28 protein-coding genes are annotated in these 16,660 nt (G+C 63.2%); 2 read left to right on the forward strand and 26 right to left on the reverse strand.

The genetic code is table 11. The features are described from left to right. Positions 1-58 precede the first annotated feature (58 nt). Entirely contained in the window at positions 59-1,051 is a 993-nt protein-coding gene (gene hemB, locus ABNX08_RS19645; RefSeq protein WP_022536852.1) for a porphobilinogen synthase, read from the forward strand. A gap of 10 nt (positions 1,052-1,061) precedes the next feature. After that, positions 1,062-2,276 (forward strand): magnesium transporter CorA family protein, encoded by a 1,215-nt coding sequence (locus tag ABNX08_RS19650; protein ID WP_022536853.1) that lies wholly within the window; start codon positions 1,062-1,064, stop codon positions 2,274-2,276. A gap of 24 nt (positions 2,277-2,300) precedes the next feature. Here ABNX08_RS19650 and dsbD read toward each other — a convergent pair whose 3' ends face one another. The 26 genes from dsbD to rpsS form a co-directional block, all read right to left on the reverse strand. After that, positions 2,301-4,208 carry a protein-disulfide reductase DsbD gene (dsbD, locus tag ABNX08_RS19655; RefSeq protein WP_022536854.1) on the reverse strand — a complete coding sequence of 636 codons (1,908 nt, stop codon included), beginning with the start codon at positions 4,206-4,208 and terminating at the stop codon, positions 2,301-2,303. A 71-nt stretch (positions 4,209-4,279) separates the two neighbouring features. Next, complete coding sequence (cutA, locus tag ABNX08_RS19660; RefSeq protein ID WP_022536855.1) at positions 4,280-4,636, reverse strand: divalent-cation tolerance protein CutA; 357 nt, start codon at positions 4,634-4,636, stop codon at positions 4,280-4,282. A 112-nt stretch (positions 4,637-4,748) separates the two neighbouring features. Further along, complete coding sequence (rplQ, locus tag ABNX08_RS19665) at positions 4,749-5,144, reverse strand: 50S ribosomal protein L17 (RefSeq protein WP_010812373.1); 396 nt, start codon at positions 5,142-5,144, stop codon at positions 4,749-4,751. 148 nt (positions 5,145-5,292) lie between these two features. Continuing rightward, positions 5,293-6,273 carry a DNA-directed RNA polymerase subunit alpha gene (locus ABNX08_RS19670; RefSeq protein WP_010812374.1) on the reverse strand — a complete coding sequence of 327 codons (981 nt, stop codon included), beginning with the start codon at positions 6,271-6,273 and terminating at the stop codon, positions 5,293-5,295. Positions 6,274-6,443: 170 nt separating this feature from the next. Next, positions 6,444-7,067: a 30S ribosomal protein S4 gene (rpsD, locus tag ABNX08_RS19675; RefSeq protein ID WP_022536856.1), complete on the reverse strand. Its 624-nt coding sequence runs from the start codon at positions 7,065-7,067 to the stop codon at positions 6,444-6,446. 291 nt (positions 7,068-7,358) lie between these two features. Further along, positions 7,359-7,757 carry a 30S ribosomal protein S11 gene (rpsK, locus tag ABNX08_RS19680; RefSeq protein WP_010812376.1) on the reverse strand — a complete coding sequence of 133 codons (399 nt, stop codon included), beginning with the start codon at positions 7,755-7,757 and terminating at the stop codon, positions 7,359-7,361. A gap of 24 nt (positions 7,758-7,781) precedes the next feature. Then, on the reverse strand, positions 7,782-8,147 hold the full coding sequence (gene rpsM / locus ABNX08_RS19685) for a 30S ribosomal protein S13 (protein WP_010812377.1): 366 nt from the start codon (positions 8,145-8,147) through the stop codon (positions 7,782-7,784). Positions 8,148-8,166: 19 nt separating this feature from the next. Beyond that, entirely contained in the window at positions 8,167-8,283 is a 117-nt protein-coding gene (rpmJ, locus tag ABNX08_RS19690) for a 50S ribosomal protein L36 (protein WP_008642959.1), read from the reverse strand. A 31-nt stretch (positions 8,284-8,314) separates the two neighbouring features. Beyond that, the gene (gene infA / locus ABNX08_RS19695) at positions 8,315-8,533 is read right to left on the reverse strand and encodes a translation initiation factor IF-1 (RefSeq protein ID WP_010812378.1); all 219 of its coding nucleotides are present in this window, start codon (positions 8,531-8,533) and stop codon (positions 8,315-8,317) included. Between the two features lie 23 nt (positions 8,534-8,556). Continuing rightward, complete coding sequence (secY, locus tag ABNX08_RS19700) at positions 8,557-9,900, reverse strand: preprotein translocase subunit SecY (protein WP_022536857.1); 1,344 nt, start codon at positions 9,898-9,900, stop codon at positions 8,557-8,559. 43 nt (positions 9,901-9,943) lie between these two features. Beyond that, a complete protein-coding gene (rplO, locus tag ABNX08_RS19705) occupies positions 9,944-10,378 on the reverse strand; it encodes a 50S ribosomal protein L15 (RefSeq protein ID WP_022536858.1) in 435 nt (144 codons plus the stop codon). 22 nt (positions 10,379-10,400) lie between these two features. Beyond that, on the reverse strand, positions 10,401-10,583 hold the full coding sequence (gene rpmD / locus ABNX08_RS19710) for a 50S ribosomal protein L30 (protein WP_010812381.1): 183 nt from the start codon (positions 10,581-10,583) through the stop codon (positions 10,401-10,403). Between the two features lie 10 nt (positions 10,584-10,593). After that, positions 10,594-11,112: a 30S ribosomal protein S5 gene (rpsE, locus tag ABNX08_RS19715; RefSeq protein WP_006160449.1), complete on the reverse strand. Its 519-nt coding sequence runs from the start codon at positions 11,110-11,112 to the stop codon at positions 10,594-10,596. A 21-nt stretch (positions 11,113-11,133) separates the two neighbouring features. Beyond that, positions 11,134-11,490 carry a 50S ribosomal protein L18 gene (gene rplR / locus ABNX08_RS19720; protein ID WP_026201241.1) on the reverse strand — a complete coding sequence of 119 codons (357 nt, stop codon included), beginning with the start codon at positions 11,488-11,490 and terminating at the stop codon, positions 11,134-11,136. An 11-nt stretch (positions 11,491-11,501) separates the two neighbouring features. Next, the gene (rplF, locus tag ABNX08_RS19725) at positions 11,502-12,035 is read right to left on the reverse strand and encodes a 50S ribosomal protein L6 (protein WP_022536859.1); all 534 of its coding nucleotides are present in this window, start codon (positions 12,033-12,035) and stop codon (positions 11,502-11,504) included. A gap of 10 nt (positions 12,036-12,045) precedes the next feature. Further along, the gene (gene rpsH / locus ABNX08_RS19730; RefSeq protein WP_010812384.1) at positions 12,046-12,441 is read right to left on the reverse strand and encodes a 30S ribosomal protein S8; all 396 of its coding nucleotides are present in this window, start codon (positions 12,439-12,441) and stop codon (positions 12,046-12,048) included. A 27-nt stretch (positions 12,442-12,468) separates the two neighbouring features. Further along, entirely contained in the window at positions 12,469-12,774 is a 306-nt protein-coding gene (rpsN, locus tag ABNX08_RS19735) for a 30S ribosomal protein S14 (protein WP_010812385.1), read from the reverse strand. A 9-nt stretch (positions 12,775-12,783) separates the two neighbouring features. Then, entirely contained in the window at positions 12,784-13,326 is a 543-nt protein-coding gene (rplE, locus tag ABNX08_RS19740; protein WP_010812386.1) for a 50S ribosomal protein L5, read from the reverse strand. A 25-nt stretch (positions 13,327-13,351) separates the two neighbouring features. Then, on the reverse strand, positions 13,352-13,660 hold the full coding sequence (rplX, locus tag ABNX08_RS19745) for a 50S ribosomal protein L24 (protein ID WP_010812387.1): 309 nt from the start codon (positions 13,658-13,660) through the stop codon (positions 13,352-13,354). 9 nt (positions 13,661-13,669) lie between these two features. Further along, positions 13,670-14,038, reverse strand: coding sequence for a 50S ribosomal protein L14 (gene rplN / locus ABNX08_RS19750; RefSeq protein ID WP_010812388.1), 369 nt, complete (start codon positions 14,036-14,038; stop codon positions 13,670-13,672). Positions 14,039-14,316: 278 nt separating this feature from the next. After that, positions 14,317-14,595 carry a 30S ribosomal protein S17 gene (gene rpsQ, locus ABNX08_RS19755; protein ID WP_010812389.1) on the reverse strand — a complete coding sequence of 93 codons (279 nt, stop codon included), beginning with the start codon at positions 14,593-14,595 and terminating at the stop codon, positions 14,317-14,319. Then, positions 14,592-14,786 (reverse strand): 50S ribosomal protein L29, encoded by a 195-nt coding sequence (gene rpmC / locus ABNX08_RS19760; protein WP_010812390.1) that lies wholly within the window; start codon positions 14,784-14,786, stop codon positions 14,592-14,594. Before rpmC ends, rpsQ begins: the two co-directional genes overlap by 4 nt. Positions 14,787-14,797: 11 nt before the next feature. Next, complete coding sequence (gene rplP, locus ABNX08_RS19765) at positions 14,798-15,214, reverse strand: 50S ribosomal protein L16 (protein ID WP_006576240.1); 417 nt, start codon at positions 15,212-15,214, stop codon at positions 14,798-14,800. A 2-nt stretch (positions 15,215-15,216) separates the two neighbouring features. Then, entirely contained in the window at positions 15,217-16,017 is an 801-nt protein-coding gene (gene rpsC / locus ABNX08_RS19770) for a 30S ribosomal protein S3 (RefSeq protein WP_022536860.1), read from the reverse strand. A gap of 9 nt (positions 16,018-16,026) precedes the next feature. Next, a complete protein-coding gene (gene rplV, locus ABNX08_RS19775) occupies positions 16,027-16,356 on the reverse strand; it encodes a 50S ribosomal protein L22 (protein ID WP_003271370.1) in 330 nt (109 codons plus the stop codon). Positions 16,357-16,365: 9 nt separating this feature from the next. Beyond that, positions 16,366-16,641, reverse strand: coding sequence for a 30S ribosomal protein S19 (gene rpsS, locus ABNX08_RS19780; RefSeq protein ID WP_010812394.1), 276 nt, complete (start codon positions 16,639-16,641; stop codon positions 16,366-16,368). Positions 16,642-16,660: the final 19 nt, after the last annotated feature.

Genomic DNA, 16,660 nt, shown 5'->3' on the forward strand with positions numbered 1-16,660 from the left:
TCGGGCGACAAGCATTCCGGCCCGTCTTCTTGTCCAGCTCTTCGCCAACAAGCCTGCCATGTCCACCTTCCCCGAGTACCGCCCCCGCCGCATGCGCCGCGACGATTTCTCCCGCCGCATGATGCGCGAGCATCGCCTGTCACCGGACAACCTGATCTACCCGGTGTTTATCCTCGACGGCGAGAACCAGCGCCAGTCGGTGGCGTCAATGCCGGGCGTCGAGCGCGTATCCGTCGATTTGCTGATGCCGGTGGCGGAAGACTGCGTGAAGCTCGGCATCCCCGTGATCGCGCTGTTCCCCGTGATCGACCCGTCGCTGAAGACGCCGGACGGCATCGAGGCGACCAATCCCGAAGGGCTGGTGCCGCGCGCCGTGCGCGCGCTGAAGGACCGCTTCCCTGAACTCGGCGTGCTGTGCGACGTGGCGCTCGACCCGTACACCAGCCACGGTCAGGATGGCGTGCTGGACGACAACGGTTACGTCATCAACGACGTGACAGTCGAGATCCTGGTGCGCCAGGCGCTCTCCCAGGCCGACGCCGGCGTGGATATCGTGGCGCCGTCGGACATGATGGACGGCCGCATCGGCGCGGTGCGCACGGCGCTGGAAGACAACGGCCACATCCATACGCGCATCATGGCGTACTCGGCCAAGTACGCATCGGCGTTCTACGGTCCCTTCCGCGACGCGGTGGGCTCGGCCGCCAGCCTGGGCAAGGGCAACAAGATGACCTACCAGATGGACCCGGCCAACACCGACGAGGCCCTGCGCGAAGTGGCGCAGGACATCCTGGAAGGCGCCGACATGGTGATGGTCAAGCCTGGCATGCCATACCTGGATATCGTGCGCCGCGTGAAGGACGAGTTCCGCTTCCCAACCTACGTGTATCAGGTGAGCGGCGAGTACGCGATGCTGAAAGCCGCCGCGCAGAACGGCTGGCTCGACCACGACAAGGTCATGATGGAATCGCTGCTGGCCTTCCGCCGTGCCGGTGCCGACGGCATCCTGACCTATTTCGCGCGCGACGCCGCGCGCCTGCTGACGGCCTGATCTCGCGCCTATGGAACTGCTCGGCTTCTCGGCCAGCCAGGTACATCGGCTCGCCTCGCTCACCGAGGCGGCCAGCTTCCTCGGCGGCAATGCCGCCTCGCTCTTCGTCTGGGCGGATTTCTCCACCGAGGAAGTCACCGCCGCCCCCGATGCCTGGCGCGAGAGCGTGCGGCAGCTTGCCGGCGCACCGATCCTGGACCTGCACCTGGCCGACGCCACCAATGCTGCGCATCCGTCGTATTTCGACACGACCATTGCGTATGACATGGTGATCTTCCGCAAACTCACCTTCGAGACCAGCCGCGCGATCGCTGAGGCGGAGCCGCAGGAGGCTGCGCCCGCGGGCGGCCCCAAGTCAAAGGCTGACGGCGCGCCGCGGCCCAGGCGTCATCCGCCCGGCTTCCTGCCCGCGCTCGCCAGGATCGACACCCAGCCGGTCACGTTCTTCGTCTTCGACACGGTGCTGGTGACGGTGCGCTCCGGGCCCTCGCGCACCGTCGACCAAGTGCGCCAGCGCCTGCTCGAGCTGTGCCAGGCGCCGCGCCCGCAGGCCGCGCCCGCGCGCGGTAACGGCCAGCCGCTGTTGCACGGCGTGCGCCCGCCGAGCCGGCCCGAGGACCTGATGCTGCGCCTGCTCAATGCGATGGTCGACCGCTACCTGGAGCTGCGCGCGCCACTGACGCGCCAGCTCGACCGCTGGCAGCGTGCGCTGCTCAATTCGCGCCGCAGCTTTTCCAGTTGGGAAGGATTGCTGGATGCCCGCATCCAGCTGCGCAAGCTCGAGCACCTGAGCGAGGAGCAGCGCGATGCGCTGCAGGAATTCCGCGACAGCCTGCTCGACAACCGCTACAGCAGCGACCAGCCAGGCGCGCCGGCCAATGCGCCGGGGCGCGACGAAGTACTGCTGGTGCGCATCAACGACGTGATGGAGCATATCCAGCGCGTGCTGGCGCATGCCAGGCGGCTGGAGGATTCGATCGAGTCGGCGGTGCAGATCCACTTCTCGGCGGTGGCACACCGGACCAACCGCACCATGCGCACGCTGACGCTGATCACGGCGCTGTTCATGCCGCTGACGCTGATCACCGGCATCTTCGGCATGAACTTCGACCGCATGCCGTGGCTGCGCGAGCCGCAAGGGTTCTGGTGGTCGATCGGCCTGATGGGAGCAGTGGCGGTGGTGCTGGCCGCGCTGTGGGGGCTGGGGCGGCAGATCGAGCGCTAGCGCGCCCGCAGCCGCAGGTACGCCTCAGGTACTGGTGCGCGTGCCGAACGCCCGTTCCAGGCTTTCCAGGAAGCGGTTGGCCGACTGGTAGCCGATCACGCGCACGGGCCGCTCGCGGCCGTCCGCGCCAAACAGGATGATGCCGGGCGGCCCGAACAGGCCGAAGCGCTTGAGCAGCGCCTTGTCGTCGGCATTGTTGGCGGTCACGTCGGCCTGCAGCAGCACGATCTCCGACAGCCGCGCGCGCACGCGCGGATCGACGAAGGTGAGGCGCTCCATCTCCTTGCAGCTGACACACCAGTCGGCATAGAAATCGAGCAGCACGGGCTTGCCCGCCGCGGCCGCCTGCGCCACGCGGGCGTCGAGCTCGGCCACGCTGCGCACGCGTTCGAAGCGCACGGCCTGGGCGCCGCCCCCTGCTTCTGCGCCGCTGCGCGCCACGCTCAGGTGCGACAGCGGCTGCAACGCATCGCGCCCGCCCGAGGCCACGCCGATCAGCACGATCGCCGCGGTGATCGCGAACAACACGCCCACGCCCTTGCCTACGCGCGCCAGGTTGCGCGGCTCCGGGCCCAGCCCGTCGAAGGCGCCGAGGAACACCGCCGCCACCAGCAGCAGCGCCGCCAGCAACAGCATCGTGGCCCAGGCCGGCAGCACCGGCCCCAGCATCCACAGCGCCACGCCCAGCAGCAGGAAACCGAAGAAGCGCTTGGTCACTTCCATCCACCGCCCGGCGCGCGGCAGCAGGTTGCCCGCGCCCACGCCCACCAGCACCAGTGGCACGCCCATGCCGATCGCCATCGCGAACAGCGCCGCGCCGCCGATCACGGCATCGCGAGTCTGCGCGATATACGCCAGCGCCCCCGCCAGCGGCGCCGTGACGCATGGCCCGACGATCAGCGCCGAGATCGCACCCATCGCCGCCGCACCCGCCACCTGGCCGCCCTGGCGGCGGTTGGAGGATTCGGTCAGCCGGGTCTGCCAGCGCTGCGGCAGTTGCAGCTCATACAGCCCGAACATCGACAGCGACAGCGCCACCATCAGCGCCGCAAACACGCCCAGCACCCAGGGCGTCTGCAGCGCGGCCGACAGGCCCTCACCGAGCAGCCCGGCGGCCACGCCGACGGCGGTGTAGACCACGGCCATGCCCAGCACGTAGGCCAGCGACACCAATAGCGCGCGACCGCGGGTGACGTGCTCGCCCACCACGATCGACGACAGGATCGGCACCATCGGCAGCACGCATGGCGTGAAGGTCAGCAACAGGCCCAGGCCGAAGAAAAGCGCCGCGATCACGCCCAGGTTGCGGCTCGCCAGCGCACCAGCGATGCGGTCGCTGTCGTCGGCGCGCAGCCCCGCCGGTGCGGCTGGCGTGGCAGGCGCCGGAGCCGGCGCGACCGTGGGCGCATCGGAGCTGCGGCGCTTGCCGAACAGGTCGGACAGGCCACCGCCGCCGACCTTGTACACGCTCTCCATCGGCGGGTAGCACAGGCCCTTGTCGGCGCAGCCCTGCGAGGTGACCGTCAGCGACCACTTGCCGTCGGCCGGGGCAGATTCGACCGGCACGCGGATGACGACGCTGTCGCGGTACGTCTCCATCTCCTTGCCGAAGGTGTCGTCGAACTTGACCTTGCCGTGCGGGTAGGCCGGCGTGCCCAGCTTCACACTGGCAGGTTGCGCGGCGAAGGCGAAGCGCTCGCGGTACATGTAGTAGCCGGGCGCGACCTCGAAGCGCACCTCCACGGTCTTGTCGTCGAGCTGGCTTGCGGCGAAGCGGAAGGCCTGCTCCGGCGGCAGGAAGTCGTCTTCCGTGGCGGCATGCGCCGTACCTGCCAGGCACAACCAGGCCAATGCCACCAGCAAGGCTGCGGCAATATGCCGCGCCCAGTTCCGACCGCCTGCTCGCTCCGGAAGTGCCAAACCGATGTTCATGAAGCTGTTTCCTGTCTGTCTTGATCAGCGCACGCTGCCGTACCTACTGCTGCGCTGCGGGCGCATGGCGCCTATTTCGCCGGCTGGCCGGCGCTATCTGTCTCGCTCCGGACCCACTCCAGGTACGGCGCGAAACCCGCCACAACGGGCCAGGCGATGATTTCCGGCACGTCGTAGGGGTGATGTTGCCGGATCACGGCCTCCAGTGCAGCGTAGCGTGCGCGCGTGGTCTTGATCAGCAGCGGCCACTCCTGCGCGCGCTCCAGGTTGCCCTGCCACCAATACTCGGATTCCACCGGCGCCAGTCGGTTCACGCAGGCCGCTGCGCGGGCTTGCAGCACGGCCTGGGACAGGTGTGCCGCGGTCTCTGCATCGGGAGTATTGGTGATCACCACGATCACCTCGGCCGGGTCGGTATGGCTTTGCATCGACACTCTCCTTGCGGCGGGCGGCCGCCCAAAACAAAAGAGCCAGGCGGTAGCCTGGCTCGATTGTAAAGCGGTGTGCCCGGACCCGCCGGAACGGCGGGCGGAAACTACCTTACTCCGCGGCTTCTTCGGCCGGGGCTTCGGTGATTTCCGGACGATCCACCAGTTCGACCAGCGCCATCGGCGCGTTGTCGCCCTGACGGAAACCGAACTTCAGGATGCGGGTGTAGCCGCCCGGACGGGTGGCGTAGCGCGGGCCCAGTTCGGTGAACAGCTTGGTGACCATGTCGCGGTCGCGCAGACGGGCGAAAGCCAGGCGGCGGTTGGCAACGGTGTCCTTCTTGGCCAGCGTGATCAGCGGCTCGACGACCTTGCGCAGTTCCTTGGCCTTGGGCACGGTGGTCTTGATCAGCTCGTGCTGGAACAGCGAGTTGGACATGTTGCGCAGCATCGCGAGACGGTGCGACGAGGTGCGGTTCAGTTTCCGCAGACCATGACGGTGACGCATGATGATTCCTTTCAGTTAAGTGTTTGACCAGCTCTTCTATCGTCCGATGCGGCTGGACGCGGGCCGGTAGTCATACGAGCCCCGGCATGAAGCCAGGGCGGTTACCGCGGTGCGAGGCCAACATGCAAAAACCGGCCCCGCCCCACAATTACTTCTCCAGACCTGCGGGCGGCCAGTTCTCGAGCTTCATGCCGAGGGTCAGGCCACGCGAGGCGAGGACTTCCTTGATCTCGTTGAGCGACTTGCGACCCAGGTTCGGGGTCTTGAGCAGTTCGTTCTCGGTACGCTGGATCAGGTCGCCGATGTAGTAGATGTTCTCGGCCTTCAGGCAGTTGGCCGAACGCACCGTCAGTTCCAGGTCGTCGACCGGGCGCAGCAGGATCGGGTCGATCTGCGGCGTGCGGCTCGAAGCAGCTTCCGCTGCCGACTCGGTGCCTTCCAGCGCGGCGAACACGGACAGCTGGTCGACCAGGATGCGGGCCGACTGGCGGATCGCTTCCTCGGGCGAGATCACGCCGTCGGTTTCGATGTTCATCACCAGCTTGTCCAGGTCGGTACGCTGTTCCACGCGAGCGGATTCAACCGCGTACGACACGCGGCGCACCGGCGAGAACGAGGCGTCCAGCACGATGCGGCCGATGACCTTGCCCGACTCGTCGCCGAACTTGCGCACGTTGCCCGGCACATAGCCGCGGCCCTGCTCGACCTTGATCTGCATGTCCAGCTTGCCGCCGGCGGACAGATGGGCGATCACGTGGTTCGGGTTGATGATCTCGACGTCGTGCGGCAGCTCGATATCGGCAGCCGTGACCACGCCTTCGCCATCCTTGCGCAGCGACACCGTGACTTCGTCGCGGTTGTGCAGCTTGAACACCACGCCCTTCAGGTTGAGCAGCAGGTTGACGACGTCTTCCTGCACGCCGTCGATGGTGGAATACTCGTGGACCACCCCAGCGATCGTGACTTCGGTCGGCGCATAACCGACCATCGACGACAGCAGCACGCGACGCAGGGCGTTACCGAGCGTATGGCCGTAGCCGCGCTCGAACGGCTCCATCACGACTTTGGCGTGATGGTCGCCCAGAGGCTCGACGGCGATGATTTTTGGCTTGAGGAGTGCTGTTTGCATTAGGTTGTCCTTTTCAATACCCTCGGCTCGTTACACCGATAAGGCTGACGTTTGGAACCTGAAAATCCCATCGCACGATGGGCAATAAGCCCGACCGCGCATAGCGCGCGTCGGGCTGAAAGAGAAGCTTTGCGGCGAACGCAAGCTCTGGGATCGTTCTGCTCGGTTGATTAACGCGAGTACAGTTCGACGATCAGGCTTTCGTTGATGTCACCAGCGATATCGGCACGATCCGGCGCTTGCTTGAAGGTGCCTTCGAACTTCTTGGCATCCACAGCGACCCAGGTCGGGAAGCCCGACTGCTCGGCCAGCGACAGCGCTTCGGCGATACGGACTTGCTTCTTCGACTGCTCGCGGATGGTGATGGTGTCGCCCGACTTGATCTGGGCCGACGGCACGTTCAGGGTCTGGCCGTTCACCAGGATCGCCTTGTGCGACACCAGCTGGCGCGCTTCAGCGCGGGTCGAGCCGAAGCCCATGCGGTACACCACGTTGTCCAGGCGCGATTCCAGCAGTTGCAGCAGGTTCTCGCCGGTGTTGCCCTTGCGGCGGTCGGCTTCGGCGAAGTAGCGACGGAACTGGCGCTCGAGCACACCGTAGATGCGCTTGACCTTCTGCTTTTCACGCAGCTGGTTGCCGTAGTCGGAAGTGCGGGCACCCGAGGTACGGCCGTGCTGGCCGGGCTTGCTGTCCAGCTTGCACTTGTCGGCGAGCGAACGGCGGGCGCTCTTCAGGAACAGGTCGGTGCCTTCACGGCGGGAAAGTTTGGCCTTCGGGCCGGTATAACGTGCCACGTTGTCTTCCTTTGATCGATCACGGCGCCTGTGTGGACGCGCCGCGAGTCCGTCAACGCTGTGCTACCCGGTATTTCGGGAGACCGTGACGGACGGTGGGCTTATTGAGCGTGCCCCATTGCCGGGTACGACGCTGAAAGCAATAACCAGTGCATCGGGCAAATGTGCTGCAAGAGACATTCACTCGAAGCAAAACGAAAACCTGCCGCATCGAAATGCAGCAGGTCAACGCGCGATACTACCATATCCGAAACCGGCAGGTAAACCCGCCGGTCCGGACACGCCAGCGCCTTAGATGCGGCGGCGCTTCGGCGGACGGCAGCCGTTGTGCGGAATCGGCGTGACGTCTTCGATGATCGCGATCTTGATGCCCAGCGCGTTCAGCGCGCGGACAGCCGATTCACGACCCGGGCCCGGGCCCTTGATGCGCACTTCCAGGTTCTTGATACCCTGGTCTTGCGCCACACGGCCGGCGTTCTCGGCAGCAACCTGGGCAGCGAACGGGGTCGACTTGCGCGAACCCTTGAAGCCCTGGCCACCGGCGGTCGCCCACGACAGGGCGTTGCCCTGGCGGTCGGTGATCGTGATGATGGTGTTGTTGAACGAGGCGTGGACGTGCGCAATGCCGTCGGCAACGTTCTTCTTGACCTTTTTACGCGCGCGTGCGGCGTTATTCGGACCTTTTGCCATTAGTTTCTTCCTCTGCCTTCGGCTTTACTTCTTCAGAGCCACGCCGGCCTTGCGCGGACCCTTGCGGGTGCGGGCGTTGGTCCGGGTACGCTGGCCGCGCATGGGCAGGCCCTTGCGGTGACGCATGCCACGATAGCAACCAAGGTCCATCAGACGCTTGATGTTCATCGTGGTTTCACGACGCAGGTCACCCTCGACCGTGACCTTGCCCACTTCGTCACGAAGCTTTTCCAGGTCGGCGTCGGTCAGATCCTTGACCTTCTTGTCAAACGGTACACCGGTGGCCTCGCAAATCTTGCGAGCGCGCGAGCGGCCGACACCATAAATGGCCGTCAGGCCGATTTCGGTGTGCTTGTGGTTCGGGATGTTAACCCCTGCGATACGTGCCATTCGTCAATCCTCTTTCCGATTAGCCTTGGCGTTGCTTGTGGCGGGGATCCGACGAGCAGATCACGCGCACGACACCGTTGCGCTTGATGATTTTGCAGTTGCGGCAAATGCGCTTAACAGAAGCCAGCACTTTCATGATTTTTCCTCTTCCTTCAATTCCTGTTCGCTCACTTCGTCCGGAAGACGATTCGTGCGCGCGACAGATCATATGGGGTTAGCTCGACCGTCACCTTGTCACCCGGAAGAATCCGGATGTAGTTCATTCGCATCTTGCCGGAGATATGGCCCAGTACTACATGGCCATTTTCCAGCTTGACCCGGAACGTCGCATTGGGAAGGTTTTCCAGGACCTCCCCCTGCATCTGGATGACGTCGTCTTTTGCCATACCTAGCCTGTACCGATCCGAAGTCAGCGCAAGGTCAGATTGCCCTTGAAATTCGCCTTCTTCAGCAGCGACTCATATTGCTGCGACATCACGTAAGACTGAACCTGAGCCATGAAGTCCATCGTGACGACCACGATGATCAGCAGCGAGGTTCCGCCAAAGTAGAACGGAACGTTCCACCGCAGCACCAGGAATTCCGGCAACAGGCAGACCAGTGTGATATAGACCGCACCAGCCAGCGTCAGGCGCACTAGAATCTTGTCGATATAGCGCGTCGTCTGCTCGCCCGGACGAATGCCCGGAATGAAGGCACCGCTTTTCTTCAGGTTGTCTGCCACTTCACGGCTGTTGTACACCAGCGCCGTATAGAAGAAGCAGAAAAATACAATCGCAGCAGCGTACAGCAGGATGTAGACCGGCTGGCCCGGCGACAGCGTGGCAGCCAGGTCCTTGATGAACCCGCCAACCATGCCCGTCGAGTCAGACGTGAACCAGCCCGCGATCGTCGCCGGGAACAGGATGATCGACGATGCGAAGATCGGCGGGATCACCCCTGCCATGTTCAGCTTCAGCGGCAGGTGCGACGACTGGCCGCCGTACACCTTGTTGCCGACCTGACGCTTGGCATAGTTCACCAGGATCTTGCGCTGGCCCCGCTCGACAAACACCACGGCGAAGGTCACACCGATCACGATCGCCACGATGAAAATCGCCGCGATGATGCTCATGGAACCCGTGCGGACCAGTTCGAACAGTCCGCCGATCGCGTTGGGCAGGCCCGCCGCGATACCGCCGAAAATGATGATCGAGATGCCGTTGCCCAGACCACGCTCGGTGATCTGCTCACCCAGCCACATCAGGAACATCGTGCCGGTCACCAGCGTGATCACCGCCGTGGCCCGGAACATCAGGCCCGGATCCAGCACCAGCCCAGGCTGCGACTCCAGCGCCACCGCAATCGACAGCGCCTGGAACGTGGCCAGGACCACCGTGCCGTAGCGCGTGTACTGCGTGATCTTGCGCTGCCCTGCCTGCCCTTCCTTCTTCAACGTTTCCAGCTGCGGCAGCACGATCGTCAGCAATTGCATGATGATCGACGCCGAGATGTACGGCATGATGCCGAGCGCGAAGACGGTAAAGCGCGACAGCGCCCCGCCCGAGAACAGGTTGAACATCCCGAGGATGCCACCCGACTGACTCTGGAAAAGCTTCGCAAGCTGCTCCGGATCGATACCGGGCACCGGAATATGAGCGCCGATGCGGTACACGATCAGGGCCAGCACCAGGAACATCAGCCGGCGCTTGAGGTCGCCGTACTTCGCCGTGTTCCTGGCTTGCGCGCTTGCATTGGGTTTCGCCGTGGCCAAACGATGCTCCGACTATGACTGCCTATGCTGCGATAAATGCCTGTCAGGCTGCGATCTGGCCGCCGGCGGCTTCGATCGCGGCCTTGGCGCCAGCGGTGGCGCCCAGACCCTTGATCGTCACCTTGCGGGTCAGTTCGCCAGCCTTGATGACCTTGGCGCTCTTGACCAGCTCGCCCACCAGGCCAGCTTGCTTCAGGACCAGCAGGTCGACTTCGGCCGCTTCCAGGCGCTCGATGTCACGCAGCGTGACTTCGGCGGTGAACGCCTTGGTCAGCGAGGTGAAGCCGCGCTTCGGCAGACGACGATACAGCGGCATTTGACCGCCTTCGAAGCCCACCTTGTGGAAGCCGCCCGAACGCGACTTCTGACCCTTGTGACCGCGACCGGCAGTCTTGCCCAGGCCGGAGCCGATACCGCGGCCGACGCGACGCTTGGCGTGCTTCGAACCGGCGGCCGGTTTCAGGTTGTTCAGTTGCATGTTGCTCTCCGAGTTCCCGGTATCAGGCCAGAACCTTGACCAGGTACGAGACCTTGTTGATCATGCCGCGCACGGCGGGCGTGTCCTGCAGCTCCGACACCGAGTTGATGCGGCGCAGGCCCAGGCCACGAACGGTGGCGCGATGATCCTCGCGCGTGCCGATCAGGCTGCGCACGAGTTGCACTTTTACGGTTTTCTGCGACATTGCGTTCACCTTAACCCAGGATGTCTTCGACCGACTTGCCACGCTTGGCGGCGATTTCGCCCGGCGTGCTCATCTTCTGAAGGCCGTCCAGCGTGGCGCGAACCATGTTGTACGGGTTGGTGGAGCCGTGCGACTTGGTCACCACGTTGGTGACGCCCATCACTTCGAAGATCGCGCGCATCGGGCCGCCGGCGATCACGCCGGTACCTTCCTTGGCGGGCATCATCAGCACCTTGGCGGCGCCGTGCTTGCCAACGACTTCATGTTGTAGCGTGCCGTTCTTCAGCGAGACCTTGACCATCTTGCGACGGGCTTCGTCCATTGCCTTCTGAACGGCGACGGGCACTTCCTTGGCCTTGCCCTTGCCCATGCCGATGCGGCCATCGCCGTCACCAACCACGGTCAGCGCAGCGAAACCGAGAATCCGGCCGCCCTTCACCACCTTGGTGACGCGGTTGACCGAGATCATCTTCTCGCGGAGGCCGTCGTCGCGTTCGTCCTGCTGGACTTTTGCTTGCATCTTTGCCATGACGTATCTCTCTTTGTGCGCTTAGAACTTGAGGCCGGCTTCGCGGGCAGCGTCAGCCAATGCCTTCACGCGACCGTGGAAGCGGAAGCCGGCGCGATCGAACGCGACGGTTTCCACGCCGGCAGCCTTCGCCTTTTCGGCGATGCGCTTGCCGACCGCGGTCGCGGCAGCGGTGGTAGCACCATTGCCGGTCAGTTCCTTGCGGACGTCTGCCTCTGCGGTCGAAGCCGAAGCCAGCACCTTGGTGCCGCACTCCGAGAAGACCTGGGCGTAAATATGCGAATTCGTACGGAACACGGTCAGACGATTGACTTTCATCTCCGCGATCTTGGCGCGGGTCTGACGTGCACGGCGCAAACGAGCGTCTTTCTTGTTCATCATTGCACCCCTTACTTCTTCTTGGTTTCCTTCAGGATGACGCGCTCGTTCGAGTAGCGTACACCCTTGCCCTTGTAGGGCTCGGGCGGACGGTACGCGCGAACTTCCGCGGCAACCTGACCGACTTTCTGCTTGTCCGCACCCTTGATGATGATCTCGGTCTGCGTCGGCGTTTCCGCCTTCACGCCTTCCGGCATCTCATGGATCACGTCGTGCGAGAAACCAAGCTGGAGCTTCAGCGCAGCGCCTTGCAGCTGGGCACGATAGCCCACGCCGACGAGGTTCAGCTTGCGCTCGAAACCGGTGGTTACGCCCTTGACCATGTTGGCCACCAGAGCACGCATGGTGCCCTGCAGAGCGTTTGCTTCACGCGAATCGTCAACCGGGCTGAAGGTCAGCGTGTCGTTCTCGACATTGACCTTGACCAGGCTGTGAATCGGCTGCGACAGCGTACCGAGCGGGCCCTTCACGGAGAGCACGCCAGCCGCCACGTTCACTTCCGCGCCCTTGGGGAGCGCGATGGGAGCCTTACCTACACGGGACATGGTTCTCTCCTTAAGCGACGTAGCAGAGAACTTCGCCGCCCACGCCAGTGGCGCGAGCCTTGCGGTCGGTCATCAGACCCTGCGGGGTCGAAATGATCGCCACACCCAGGCCGTTCATCACTTGCGGGATGTCGCTGCGGCCCTTGTACACGCGCAGACCGGGCTTCGAGACGCGCTCGATGCGCTCGATCACCGGACGGCCGGCGTAGTACTTCAGGCCGATGCTCAGTTGTGCCTTGCCGCCATCTTCCTGGACGGCGTAGTCGTCGATATAGCCTTCGTCCTTCAGGACCTTGGCGATTGCCACTTTCAGCTTCGACGACGGCATGACAACCGACGCCTTCTGCACGCCCTGGGCGTTGCGGATGCGCGTCAGCATATCGGCGATAGGATCGCTCATGCTCATACTGTTTCTCCTGTAGCCTGTGCGTAATTACCAGCTGGCTTTCGTCAGACCCGGGATTTCGCCCTTGAAGGCGATTTCGCGGATCTTGTTACGCGCCAGGCCAAACTTGCGGAAGGTACCGCGGGGACGACCGGTGATCGCGCAGCGGTTACGCTGGCGAGTCGGGTTCGCGTTGCGCGGGAGCTGTTGCAGCTCGAGACGCGCGCTGTAACGCTCTTCTTCCGACTTCTCTTGGTCGTCAATAATGGCCTTGAGGTTGGCGCGCTTGGCGGCATACTTCGCCACCAGCTTGGCGCGCTTCTTCTCACGTTCAATCAGAGCCAGTTTAGCCACGGTTACCCCTTAATTGCGGAACGGGAACTTGAACGCACCGAGGAGTGCCTTGGCTTCCTCGTCGTTCTTTGCCGTCGTCGTGATGCTGATGTTCAGACCACGCAGTGCGTCGATCTTGTCGTACTCGATTTCGGGGAAAATGATCTGCTCTTTCACACCGATGTTGTAGTTGCCACGACCGTCGAACGAACGGCCCGACACACCACGGAAGTCACGCACGCGCGGCAGGGCCACGGTGACGAAACGATCGAGGAATTCGAACATGCGCTCGCCGCGCAGGGTCACCATCGCACCGATGGGGTAGCCCTGGCGGATCTTGAAGCCGGCGATGGCCTTCTTGGCCTTCGTCACGACCGGCTTCTGACCGGCGATCTTGGTCAGGTCGCCGACGGCGTTTTCAATGATCTTCTTGTCATTGATCGCTTCGCCAAGGCCCATGTTCAGGGTGATCTTGGTGATGCGCGGCACTTCCATGACCGACTTGTAGCCGAACTGCTCGATCAGCTTCGGCACAACCTGTTCTTTGTAAAACTCTTGCAGACGTGCTGCCATGCTCAACTCCTATACGTGCCCAGAATCAAGCTGCCACGACGGCGCCAGTGGTCTTCAGCACGCGCACGCGCTTGCCGTCTTCCACCTTGATGCCGACGCGCGACGGCTTGCCATTGGCATCCACGAGCGCAACGTTGGAAATATGCAGGGGCATGACCTTGTCGACCACGCCACCGGTAGTGCCCAGCATCGGGTTCGGGCGGGCATGCTTCTTGGCGATGTTCACGCCTTGCACCGCAACCTTGTCGCCGAGGACGGCTTGCACGGTACCGCGCTTGCCCTTGTCCTTGCCGGTCAGCACGATGACTTCGTCGCCTTTGCGAATCTTGTTCATGGCGGCTCCTTACAGCACTTCCGGAGCGAGCGACACGATCTTCATGAAGCGCTCGGTACGGAGTTCACGAGTCACCGGCCCGAAGATACGGGTGCCGATCGGCTCGAGCTTGTTGTTCAGCAGGACGGCGGCGTTGCCGTCGAACTTGATCAGCGAACCGTCAGCCCGGCGCACGCCCTTGGCGGTACGCACGACGACGGCGTTGTAGATGTCGCCCTTCTTCACGCGACCGCGCGGCGCTGCGTCCTTGACGGTCACCTTGATGATGTCGCCAACGCTTGCGTAGCGGCGCTTGGAGCCACCCAGCACCTTGATGCACAGCACTTCGCGCGCACCAGTGTTATCGGCCACTTCGAGCCGGCTTTCTGTCTGAATCATGGTGTTTGTCTTCCCAACTTAATCCGCCAGGTGCGATAGCGCCCGTCGGTCAGTCTTGGTCCCGTCGGCTCCGGCCTTGCGCCAGCACCGTCTGGGTTGATCAACTTTGAAGTCGGTAGGAACCTGGCAATCCCGACAGATCGTCGAGGCCGCCTGGCCCTGGCTCGCTCAACAGGCCCGCCCGGGTGGTACAGCTAAGGCGAACGCAATAAAGCGGAAGTCCAGGATTATAGCTACATAACCCTGGACTTGCAAGTCAAGCTAAGAACGTGTTGTTCTTAGATGACGCGTGCAGCCTCTACCAGCCGGGAAACCACCCAGGACTTGGTCCGCGACAGCGGACGGCCTTCCTGGATTTCGACCTTGTCGCCTTCCTTGTACTGGTTGGCTTCGTCGTGTGCGTGGTACTTCTTGGAACGCAGCACGTACTTGCCGTACAGGGGATGCTTGACGCGGTTTTCCACCAAGACCGTAACGGTCTTGTCCATCTTGTCGCTCACGACACGGCCGACCAGGGTACGGCGAAGCGACTTTTCCGTTTGTGCAGCTTCAGTCATTTCGCGTTTGCCTTTTGAGTCAGCACGGTTTGCACGCGCGCGATGTCCTTGCGGACCTTCTTCAGCTGGCTGGTGTTCTGCAGCTGTTGGGTCGCCTTTTGCATGCGCAGGCTAAATTGGGCCTTCAGCAGCTCGGAGAGCTCCTGGTTCAGCCCGGCGGCGTCCTTGCCGCGAAGTTCGGATGCTTTCATTCCTGCTCTCCTTACGTCCCGACCTGGCGCACCACGAAATTGGTGGCGATCGGCAGCTTGGCGGCCGCGAGGCGGAACGCCTCACGCGCCAGCTCTTCGCTCACGCCATCCATTTCATACAGCATCTTGCCCGGCTGGATTTCAGCCACGTAGTATTCCGGATTGCCCTTGCCGTTACCCATACGGACTTCGGCGGGCTTCTTCGAGATCGGCTTGTCCGGGAAGATCCGGATCCAGATGCGGCCGCCACGCTTGATGTGGCGGGTCATCGCACGACGTGCCGACTCGATCTGACGAGCCGTCAGACGGCCACGGCCCATGGCCTTCAGGCCGAATTCGCCGAAAGACACGGCGTTACCACGGGTAGCCTTACCCGTGTTGCGGCCTTTCTGCTCCTTGCGGTATTTTCTGCGCTTAGGTTGCAGCATCGTTATTCTCCACTCTTCGCATCGCCAGGCGCACCGCGGCGACCGGCACCTGCACCGGCGCCACCGCGACGGTTGCCACCCGGGCGGCCTTCGCCTTCACGGCGGCGGCCTTCCGGACGACCCGGGCGACGACGGCGATCGTCTTGCGGCTCTTCCACCACCGGCGCTTCGTTGCGGCCGAGGTGATCACCCTTGTAGACCCACACCTTGACACCGATGATGCCGTAGGTGGTTTCTGCTTCGGAGAAGCCGTAGTCGATGTCGGCGCGCAGGGTGTGCAGGGGCACACGGCCTTCGCGGTACCACTCGGTACGTGCGATTTCGATACCGTTCAGACGGCCGGCGCTCATGATCTTGATACCCTGGGCGCCCAGGCGCATCGCGTTCTGCATGGCGCGCTTCATGGCGCGGCGGAACATGATGCGGCGCTCGAGCTGCTGGGTGATCGAATCGGCGATCAGCTGAGCATCGGTTTCCGGCTTGCGGATTTCCTCGATGTTCACGTGCACGGGCACGCCCATGCGACGCTGCAGTTCGGCCTTCAGCAGTTCGATGTCCTCACCCTTCTTGCCGATCACCACGCCCGGACGCGAGCTGTAAATGGTGATGCGGGCATTGCGGGCGGGGCGCTCGATCACGACGCGGCCAACCGATGCGTTCTTCAGCTTCTTCTTCAGGAAGTCCCGAACTTCGATGTCTTCCTTCAGCATGCCGGCGAACTTCGTGTTGCTGGCGTACCAGCGCGAAGCCCAGTTACGGCTGACAGCCAGGCGGAAGCCAGTCGGATGAATCTTCTGTCCCATCGTGACTCCTTAGTTGCCGAGCGTCACAGTGATGTGACAGGTTTGTTTCTCGATGCGGTTGCCGCGGCCCTTCGCCCGTGCGGTGAAGCGCTTGAGCGAGGTCGCCTTGTCGACGTAGATCGATTTGACCTTGAGCTCGTCGATGTCGGCGCCTTCGTTGTGCTCAGCGTTGGCGATGGCCGATTCGACCACCTTCTTCACGATCCCGGCAGCCTTTTTCGGGCTGAACGTCAGGACATTGAGCGCGCGCTCGATCGGCAGACCACGGATCTGGTCAGCGACCAGGCGCGTCTTCTGGGCGGAGATGCGGGCACCGCGATGAATCGCTTTCACTTCCATGATGGCACCTTACCTCTTCGCTTTCTTGTCAGCCGCGTGGCCCTTGAACGTGCGGGTAATCGCAAATTCACCGAGCTTGTGGCCAACCATGTTTTCCGTAACGTACACCGGCACGTGTTGACGGCCGTTGTGAACGGCGATCGTCAGGCCAATGAACTCCGGCAGAATGGTCGAGCGACGCGACCAAGTCTTGATGGGCTTCTTGTCCTTGCCGCTCGATGCGACTTCCACCTTCTTCAGCAGGTGGGCGTCGCAGAACGGACCCTTTTTAGCGGAACGAGTCATATCTTTAGCTCCTACCTAC

This window comes from Cupriavidus sp. DF5525, from assembly GCF_040149425.2.
In the GTDB taxonomy this organism is placed as follows: domain Bacteria; phylum Pseudomonadota; class Gammaproteobacteria; order Burkholderiales; family Burkholderiaceae; genus Cupriavidus; species Cupriavidus pickettii_A.